Annotated in this window: 7 protein-coding genes; 4 read left to right on the top strand and 3 right to left on the bottom strand. The window is 63.4% G+C overall.

What is annotated here, in order from left to right; all coding sequences use genetic code 11:
• Positions 1 to 294: 294 nt before the first annotated feature.
• On the bottom strand, positions 295 to 2,613 hold the full coding sequence (locus A39O_RS0114825; protein ID WP_020505447.1) for an NADP-dependent malic enzyme: 2,319 nt from the start codon (positions 2,611 to 2,613) through the stop codon (positions 295 to 297).
• A 441-nt stretch (positions 2,614 to 3,054) separates the two neighbouring features.
• Positions 3,055 to 3,621, bottom strand: a complete 567-nt coding sequence (locus tag A39O_RS0114830; RefSeq protein WP_020505448.1) for a hypothetical protein — start codon at positions 3,619 to 3,621, stop codon at positions 3,055 to 3,057.
• Positions 3,622 to 3,937: 316 nt separating this feature from the next.
• On the opposite strand from A39O_RS0114830, the gene A39O_RS0114840 reads away from it, so the two are divergent.
• Genes A39O_RS0114840 through brxC form a run of 3 tightly spaced genes read left to right on the top strand, consistent with a single transcriptional unit; the run spans position 3,938 to position 8,731 of the window.
• A complete protein-coding gene (locus A39O_RS0114840; RefSeq protein WP_020505450.1) occupies positions 3,938 to 4,738 on the top strand; it encodes a hypothetical protein in 801 nt (266 codons plus the stop codon).
• Positions 4,725 to 5,276 (top strand): BREX protein BrxB domain-containing protein, encoded by a 552-nt coding sequence (locus A39O_RS0114845; protein WP_026199425.1) that lies wholly within the window; start codon positions 4,725 to 4,727, stop codon positions 5,274 to 5,276. The genes A39O_RS0114840 and A39O_RS0114845 overlap by 14 nt, the downstream gene beginning before the upstream one ends.
• A 14-nt stretch (positions 5,277 to 5,290) precedes the next feature.
• Positions 5,291 to 8,731 (top strand): BREX system P-loop protein BrxC, encoded by a 3,441-nt coding sequence (gene brxC, locus A39O_RS0114850; protein WP_020505452.1) that lies wholly within the window; start codon positions 5,291 to 5,293, stop codon positions 8,729 to 8,731.
• Positions 8,732 to 8,930: 199 nt separating this feature from the next.
• On the opposite strand, the gene A39O_RS41750 is transcribed toward brxC, so the two are convergent.
• The gene (locus A39O_RS41750) at positions 8,931 to 9,107 is read right to left on the bottom strand and encodes a hypothetical protein (RefSeq protein WP_169338449.1); all 177 of its coding nucleotides are present in this window, start codon (positions 9,105 to 9,107) and stop codon (positions 8,931 to 8,933) included.
• A gap of 4 nt (positions 9,108 to 9,111) precedes the next feature.
• Here A39O_RS41750 and A39O_RS43575 point away from each other — a divergent pair, with 4 nt between their 5' ends.
• Positions 9,112 to 9,219, top strand: a complete 108-nt coding sequence (locus tag A39O_RS43575; protein ID WP_407635640.1) for a hypothetical protein — start codon at positions 9,112 to 9,114, stop codon at positions 9,217 to 9,219.
• The last annotated feature ends 57 nt before the right edge of the window (positions 9,220 to 9,276 follow it).

A 9,276-nucleotide genomic window follows, 5' to 3' on the forward strand; every position in this document is an offset into this window, starting at 1 on the left:
AACACGCGCCTCACGCCGAGTCGGTACTGCGTCGCCGAGCCTGGCGCTTTGCTGTTGCGTTATTAGGGGCGCAGTGCGGCCCGGCTTAGGCGCTGATCCGGACCGGGCCAGTTTCGGAAGCAGCATTCTTGGAGTTATAGCCTTCGGACGTAATAACCGGACGTAGGGGCGGGTTTCAAACCCGCCCCTACACGAAGGTCTGTCTGGATATCAGGTGCGAACGCTATATAAGGGTGCCGGTAGGGGCGACTTAAGTCGCCCCTACACGTCGGCAGATCCTTTCCCCGAAATCACCTAAACGCTGACGTCCTGACGCGCGGCCGCCGCGCTCGCCACGGCCAGGGCCGTCATATTCAGCATGCGGCGCACCGTGGTCGCGGGGGTGAGGATGTAGGCCGTGGCCGCCGCGCCCATCAGCACCGGACCCACCGTCACCCCGTGGCCGGTGGTGGTCTTGAGCACGTTATAGAGGATGTTGGCCGAATCCAGGTTGGGGCAGATCAGCAGGTTCGCCGAGCCCTTGAGGGTGGAGTCGGCCAGGTAGTGGCCGCGGATGTCCTCATCCAGCGCGGCGTCGCCGTGCAGTTCGCCGTCACAATTGATGTCGGGATGCGCGGCGGCGAACAGGTCACGCGCCAAACGCATCTTCTGGGCCGACGCCCGTTTGGACGAGCCGAAGCTGGAGTGCGACAGGAAGGCGACCTTGGGCGGCAGGCCAAAACGCAGCACCTCCTGTACGGCCATCCAGGCGATCTCGGCCAACTGGTGCGCGCTGGGGTCCTCGTTGACATAGGTGTCGGTAATGAAGAGCGGTCCGCGATCGGTCATCAGGGCATTGAGCGCGGCGTAATTGCTGGTGCCCACCCGCAAACCAAGGATGCTCTGGATGCATTCGAGGTGCGCCTCGTAGGCGCCCACTAGGCCGCAGAGCATGGCGTCGGCGTCGCCCAGGGCGACCATCAGCGCGCCGATGCGTGTGTTGGAGCGGCGCACCGCCGCCTTGGCCTCGGCCGGTGTGGCGCCATTGCGGCGCATGCGCTGGTGGTAATGCTCCCAGTACTGACGAAAGCGCGGGTCATCCTCGGGATTGATGTTCTCCACGTCGACCCCGAGGCGCATGCGCAGGCCGGCCTTGGCGATGCGCGCGTCGATGACGGCCGGACGTCCGATCAGGATGGGCCGGGCGACCTGTTCGTCGATCGCCATCTGGGCGGCACGCAACGCCCGTTCGTCCTCGCCGTCGGAATAGGCGACGCGCTTGCAGCCGTCCGGCAAGGCCTTGGCGGCGTTGAACACCGGGCGCATGAGCATCCTGGTCTGGTGAATGAAGCGCGACAGCGTCTCCTTGTAGGCATCCATGTCGAGGATGGGGCGGGTGGCGACTCCCGAATCGGCGGCGGCCTGGGCCACGGCGGGTGCGATCCGCAGGATCAGGCGCGAGTCGAACGGCTTGGGGATCAGGTACTCGGGTCCGAAGGTCAAGTCTTGCCCGGCGTAGGCGGCGGCCACCTCATCGCTGGTCTCGCTCTTGGCCAGATCGGCGATCTGGCGGACACAGGCGAGTTTCATCTCCGGCGTGATTCGGGTGGCGCCGCAGTCGAGCGCACCGCGAAAGATATAGGGGAAGCACAGGACGTTGTTGACCTGGTTCGGATAGTCCGAGCGGCCGGTCGCGATGATACAGTCGGGGCGGGCGGCCTTGGCCAGTTCGGGGCGGATCTCGGGCTCGGGGTTGGCCAGGGCCAGGATGATGGGCCGTGCGGCCATGGTTTTCACCATGTCCACGGTCAGCACGCCGGGCGCGGAGCAGCCGAGAAAAACGTCCGCGTCCTTGACGACATCCGCCAGTGTGCGGGCCTCGGTGGTTTGCGCATAGCGGGCCTTGGATTCATCGAAGCCGCCGGGTCGGCCTGCGTAGATCACGCCCTTGGAATCGGCCATGAAAACGTGCTCGCGCTTCACGCCCAAACCAACCATGACGTCCACACAGGCGATGGCTGCCGCGCCGGCACCGGACACCGCCAGTTTCACGCGACCGATATCCTTGCCGACCAGTTCCAGGCCATTGAGCAATGCCGCGCTGGAGATAATGGCCGTGCCGTGCTGATCGTCATGGAAGACCGGGATATTGACGCGTTTGCTGAGCTCGCGCTCGATGTAGAAGCATTCCGGCGCCTTGATGTCCTCCAGGTTGATGCCGCCCAGGGTCGGCTCCAGCGCGGCGATGATGTCCACCAGCTTGTCCGGGTCGCGCTCGGCCAGTTCGATATCGAACACATCGATGCCCGCGAATTTCTTGAAGAGACAGGCCTTGCCCTCCATCACGGGTTTGCCGGCCAGTGGGCCAATGTCGCCCAAACCCAGCACCGCGGTGCCGTTGGTCACGACGCCGACCAGGTTCCCGCGTGATGTGTATTCCGCCGCGAGTGCCGGGTTGGCCTGGATGTCGAGGCAGGGGTAGGCCACGCCGGGCGAGTAGGCGAGCGACAGGTCATGCTGGTTCGACAGCGGCTTCGTCGGTGTGACTGAAATCTTGCCCCGGCTCGGGCAACGATGGTACTCAAGCGCGGCATCGCGCAGCGCCTGCTCGGCAATCGACAGATTCTGTGGCATAAGAAACCGGGTCTGTTGGCGGATAAAAGGAAACGGGCCTCGGGGGTGACTCCAAGGCCCGTTGATTGGGTGGCGGGATGGCAGCCGGCAGCCAACCGCGCTGTACGCCAGTGGCCGCCCGACGGTTAGGGCAGCCCTTGTTTCAGCAGCGGTTCTTGGAAGCGTGAAGCAGCATCAAGGGTCGGAGTATAACCGAAGCCGGTGTTCGACCAACGTGCCGGCGGGCGCAAGCAGCAACTCCAAATTCGGGCGGCATCGCGCGGCCCTTGGTGGATGCGGCGCGCGCGACCGCCGTGCCGGGTCCCGGACACCGAGCGGCGCGCCTTATCCACCCTACAGCCGACCCGGTTTTGTAGGGTGGATAAGCGCAGCGCATCCACCATCAGCCCTTGCCGGGCGCAGCACCTCCAAGACCGGGCAGAACGCGGCACGGGGTGAAGCTCAGTACTCGAACATCTTGTCGAGCTTGAGAGCCCAGCCGGCCTCTCCGGGCGTGAGTTTGTACTGAAGCTGGCGCATCTTGCCGGTCCGCTCGCCGTCCTTGCCGCAGAGCGGGAACCGGTAAGCAAAGACGCTTTCGACGATGGCCATGTCATCATGACCGCAATAGCCCTGGTCGGCGTTTGGAACCTCGCCGAGCGGCGGCAGAAAAATCATGCTCATCGACTTCTTCTTGTTGGCGCTGTACGCCACCAGCGACATGCGCGCATCCGCCCCCGGTTCCCGAACATAGACATACACCTCAGGCGAGCCGTCGACATTGATATCGGCCACCTCGGCGCGCACGACAGTCCCCGTCACCGGCCAGACCAGCTTCGTGTTGTCGATCTCAAGGCCCGCCGGTTGGACTTCCACCGAATTGCCTTGGGCCGCATTGGCGCTGGTGACCTGAAAGGAGATGCCGAGCAGGCTCAGCGTCTCGTCGAAGGGGTTGGCCGCGTGCGCGCCCGGCGCCGTGCAGGCCAGGGCCGCGCCGACGATGAGACCAAGGGGGAGACGGTTATTCATGCTGATTCACCTCAAGTTGAGTCAGTGCTCATCAAAATGCGATTGATATAAAAACATAGAGTTACGATAGACGGATTCTAAGGCGATCCATATATTCTCCGCAACGACCGGACCAAGCATTCTCGACCCGGACCGATCCTGTCAGACTGTCTACCTGAGAGCTTGCCGATCTGCGGGGCCGCGAGTACCGGTTGTGGCTGAGGGACCATCTTGCGATCTACGGCGTGCGCAATGCCGTGCCGGCGCCGGGCTACCGGTCACCTGACCAGCAACGGATCAATGCCGGTGCCGACTGAACCGCAGGACTGCCGCGAAAGTGAACGAAGACAACAGGCAAAACAATAAACTGGAGCGCTTCGGGTTCAGTTGTCAGCGAGGCGGGGTCCATACCGCCCGGACGATGATGCTCGTCGAGCTGCGCGCCTTGCTGTCCTATGTGGACACGGCTGACGCGGCTAAGACCGATTACCTGGAGGCCATAGAGACCGCCAATTGCCTCGGCAAACGCTCGGGCAAGACGCGGGCGTTGAGCTTCCGGCACCTGGCCGGTCTCTACGCGCTCGAACCCGGCGTGTTGGTGTTTCGCGCCCTGCGGTTCTTCTGGCAGCGCGATGTCGATGGGCAGCCGCTGTTGGCAGCACTGTGCGCCTACTCGCGCGACCCCATTCTTCGGGCCACCGTCCCCTTTGTCCTGGGGTTCCAGGAAGGGGCCACCGTCAACCGTGAGGCGGTGGAAGCGTTCATCGATGCGCAAGAGCCGGGGCGCTTCAGCAAGGCTACGCTCAAGTCCACCGCGCAGAACATCAACGCGTCCTGGACCCAATCGGGTCACCTGGCTGGCCGCGTCCGCAAGGTGCGGACCCGCGCCGTGGCGACGCCAGGTACGGTGTCGCTGGCGCTTCTTCTGGGCTACGTCAGCGGTCTGCGGGGCGAGTCGCTGTTCAAGAGCGACTACACCCGAATGCTGGACTGCTCCTTCGAAAAGACGATCGAGCTGGCTGAAGACGCCTCGCGCCGAGGCTGGATCTCGCTCAAGCGCGTCGGCCAGGTCGTCGAGGTGCTTTTTCCGAACCTGATCACCGCGCATGAAATGGAGTGGCTCCGTGAGCAGAATTAAACGATTGACCCAGTCCTACAGCAAGTACGTGGCGGTGCCATGGCGTGATGACGCCGCCGCCGCTCAGCGCGTCATCTTCTGCGTCTACCATGAGACCGAAGAGCTGCGCCTGCGGGCCAAAGTCGACGAGTTCGAGATCGCCACCCGCGCGGCGGGCCATGACTGGGCCTTGTTCGACCTGACGGACTCTTTCCCGAACTGGTTGGCGTCCCAGCGGTACGCCAAGAGCTACTTCCAAAAGCCCAATTTGCTGTGCACGCTGCTGCCCAAGTACCTCGGCACCATCGAAGCCGCGTTCGAGACCTTCCTGCAGGACAAGAACGTCGGAGAAAACTGTGTCGTGGCGCTCCAAGGTGCGGGCACTCTGTTCGGCTTCCTGAAGGTCAAGGAAGTCGTGGATAAGCTCGCTCCCAAGGTGAAGGGTCGCCTGCTGGTGTTCTTCCCCGGCAGCTACGAGGATAACAACTACCGCTTGCTGGATGGGTACGACGGCTGGAACTACCTCGCCGTGCCGATCACCGCAGACAAAGAATTCTGAAGAAGGGGAAGCACTTGCTCAATCGCGACATCTACCAGAAGGACCCGTCGACCCGCAAGCTGGTCAACGAGGGTGTGGCCAGCGTCAACGACGAAAAAACCAACCAGGCGCTGTCCGTGCTGCGGTACGAGCTCGAAACCTTCGTCTGCGATGGCCAGTACGAAAAGGGTATGGAGCACATCCTTCACGTCTACCTGAAGAATATCGAGCAGGCCGAGCAGCCTGCCGCGTGGGTGAGTGGCTTCTACGGCTCGGGCAAGTCACACCTGGTCAAGATGCTGCGGGCGCTCTGGGTGGATAGCGCATTCGACGACGGGGCCACCGCACGCGGTATCGCGAACGTGCCTCAAGGTGTGAGCGACCAGCTCAAGGAACTCAGCACTCAGGCGAAGCGCCACGGCGGTCTGCACGCGGCGTCCGGCACGCTCGGCTCCAGTTCGCGCGACAAGTCCGTGCGCATGGCCCTGTTGGGCATCCTCTTCAAGTCCGTGGGCCTGCCGGAGCAGTACCCGGTGGCACGCTTTGTCCTGTGGCTCCAGCATGATGGCATCTACGACGCGGTGCGGGGCCACGTTGAACAGAGCGGTTTCGACTGGAACGAAGAACTCGACAACTTCTACGTGGCCGAGGGGTTGCACGAGGCACTGGTCAAGGCCAAGCCCAACCTGTTCACGTCCCTAGCATCCTGCGTCGAGACTCTGAACAACCTTTACCCCTATGTTCAGGACGTCTCCAGCGGAGACATGCTCAAAGCCATTCGCCAGGTGCTGACCCGCGATGGCAAGTTCCCGCTCACCCTGGTGGTGCTGGACGAGGTGCAGCAGTACATCGGCGAGGACAGCCAGCGGTCCATCGATGTGCAGGAAGTGGTCGAAGCCTGCTGCAAGAGCATCGGCGCCAAGATGCTGTTCATCGGCACCGGCCAAACCGCTGTCACCGGCACCTCCAACCTCAAGAAGCTCGAAGGCCGCTTCACTGTCCGCGTAGAGCTGTCCGACGCCGACGTCGATGCCGTGATCCGTCAGGTCATCCTGGCCAAGAAGCCCGCAGCCAAGGCTCCGGTCGAACAAGTGATGCAGACCAACCTGGGCGAAATCTCGCGCCACCTGGCCGGCACCACCATCGGACACCGCGCCGACGACATCCCATTCTTTCCGCAGGACTACCCCATCCTGCCCGTGCGCCGCCGCTTCTGGGAGAACACCCTTCGCGTGTTGGACCAGACCGGCACCGACAGCCAATTGCGCAACCAGCTCTCGATGATCCACAAGGTCATCCAGACCAACCTGAACGCGGCGGTCGGCTGCGTCGTGCCGGCGGACTACCTCTATTTCGATGCGGCCGACAAACTGCTCCAGTCGCGCATCCTGCCGCGCAAAGTCCATGAGAAGACCATGGTCTGGGCCAAGGGCGCCGACGACCAGCGCCTGATGGGCCGCGCCTGTGGTCTGGTGTTCCTGATCAGCAAGCTGGCGGGCAGCAACAACGAAATCGGCATTCGCGCCACGGTCGACACACTGGCCGATCTGTTGGTGGAAGATCTGACCCAAGGCTCCAGCGCACTGCGCAGCAAGCTCCCGAGTGTGCTCGACACGTGCGAGCTGCTGATGAAGGTGGGTGACGAGTACCGCATCCAGACCGAGGAAAGCGCCGCCTGGAACGACGAGTTCCTCAGTCAGCGCAACAACCTGGCCAACGAATCCCACCGGGTGGATGCGGAGCGCGACGATCGCATCCGCAAGAAATTCGGCGAGATGGTACGCAAGCTGTCGCTCACCCAAGGCACGTCCAAGGTCACGCGCGACATCTTCCCGGTGTTCGATGCGCAGTTGCCGGGCGATGCCGGCGAGAAAGTCTGCGTCTGGGTGCGTGATGGCTGGAGCATCGACGAGAACTCGGTGCGTGCCGACGCGCGTCAGGCGGGCAATCAGTCGCCCACCGTGTTCGTGTTCATCCCCAAGCGCTCGGCCGATGACCTGCGGCACTACCTGATCGACTTCAAAGCGGCCAGTGCAACATTAGATAAGCGCGGGGTCCCCGTGCCGGGCGATGGCACTGAGGCGCGTGCCGCGATGGAAACAATCAAGCAAACTGCTGAAGGCAAGATCCGCGAACTGCTGCAAGAAGCCTTCTCCGGCGCCCGTGTCTTCCAGGGCGGCGGGAACGAGATCCTGGGAGGCGACCTGCAGGAGATGACGCTGGAAGCCGCCGCCAACGCGCTGCACCGGCTCTACCCGCAATTTCACATCGCCGACCATGCCGCCTGGGCCAAGGTCTACGAGAAAGCGCAGAAAGGGGCGCCGGACGCTCTGAAGAGCGTGGGCGACGACGGCGAGCCCGCTAAGAACCCGGTCTGCAAAGCCATCCTGGCCTGCATTGCCGGCGGCAAGAAGGGCATCGACATCCGCAAGCACTTCGAGGGCGCCACCTACGGCTGGTCGGGCGACGCGGTGGACGGTGGCTTGCAGGTGCTGCTGTTGGCCGGGCTGCTCCGTGCCCAGGATGAAAAGGGCCAAGTCATCGACCCGAAAGACCTGGAGCGCAAGTCCATCGGCAAGGTGATGTTCAAGGTGGAGTCCGCCATCGTCACCACCGCCCAACGCATCCAGATCCGCAAGTTGCTGCAGAAGGTCGGGATCTCGGCCAAGCAGGGCGAGGAGCTGGCCTCTGTGCCGCAGTTCTTGCAGGCCATGCTGGGGCTCGCCGATCAGGCCGGCGGTGAAGCACCGAAACCGGCGCGACCGGACACCCTGTCCATCGACGAGATCCGGCTGACCGCCGGCAATGAGCAACTGCTTGCCCTCTACAACCGGCGCGATGCGCTTGGCCCCAGTATTGATCACTGGACCGACGCGTCCCAGCGCATCGCCACGCGCTGGCCGAGCTGGACCCTGCTGAAGCGTCTGATGGACCACGCCTCCGGGCTCCCGGACATCGAGGTCATCCTGGTCCAGGTGAACACCATCGCGCAGCAGCGCCAGCTTCTCGATGACCCGGACCTCATCGCGCCGCTGGTCGCCAACCTGACCCAACTGCTGCGCGATGCGCTCAACAGACTCGATGACGCCTATGCCGCCCGTCATGCGGAGGGCCTCGCACGCCTGGAAGCGGACACCAACTGGCAGCAACTGGAACCCGAGCAGCGTTACCCGCTCATGTCCGCACAGTCCCTGCATGAAGCGGCTCGGCCTAAGGTGGCGGTGCAATCCACGAGCGATGTCCTGACCACCCTGGATACCTGCGCCCTGTCGATGTTCAGCGACCGCGTGGCCGCCATGCCCGCCCGCTTCGAGCAGGTCGCGCAAGCGGCCGCCGAGCTTTGCGAACCCCAGGCGCAGTTCATTCAGGTGCCGCGCCGCACGCTCAAGACCGACGCGGAGATCGACGCCTGGCTCGATGAGGTGAAGCAACAACTCAAGGCCGCCCTCGCACAGGGGCCGGTCGTCATCCGCTAGGCCGACCGCATGCGCACCGCAAGCCAGATTGCCGCGCTCTTGCCCGAGCTCGATGCGACCATCGCGGATGCACTCGAAGATCAGGAAAGTGCTCTCGCCCACCGCCATGGAGGTCTTGCGCACTCTGGCCAAGCAAGAGAACGCCCCGCGTGATCTTCTGCGCATGGGGGACCGACAACTCCTAAAAGCCTTGGGGATTCTACCCGCTGAACGAACCACCCGCGCCTTGGTCTTGCTGGTCGTTGACGAGGCCGCCATTCGCGCCCATGTCCAAAAGATTTTGATGAATGCCTTCTGCCATGCCGACTATCGCTTGCCGGGTCCAGTGATGGTGAAGCTGTTTCGGGATCGCATGGAGATCAGCAATCGAAGACACCGGCATGAGCCGCAGCGCGGCCAAGCGCCTGCTCGAAGCCCTGCGCGCGGACGGTCGGGTCACCCTGGTCGGCAAGGGTCGAGCGACCAGATGGGTCATCGTTGAAAACTAACATAGCCCAAGAATTGGCCCGCGGGCTATTCTTGGGCCAATAAAAAATATTATTGGC

This window comes from Lamprocystis purpurea DSM 4197 (assembly GCF_000379525.1).
GTDB classification, from domain to species: domain Bacteria; phylum Pseudomonadota; class Gammaproteobacteria; order Chromatiales; family Chromatiaceae; genus Thiodictyon; species Thiodictyon purpureum.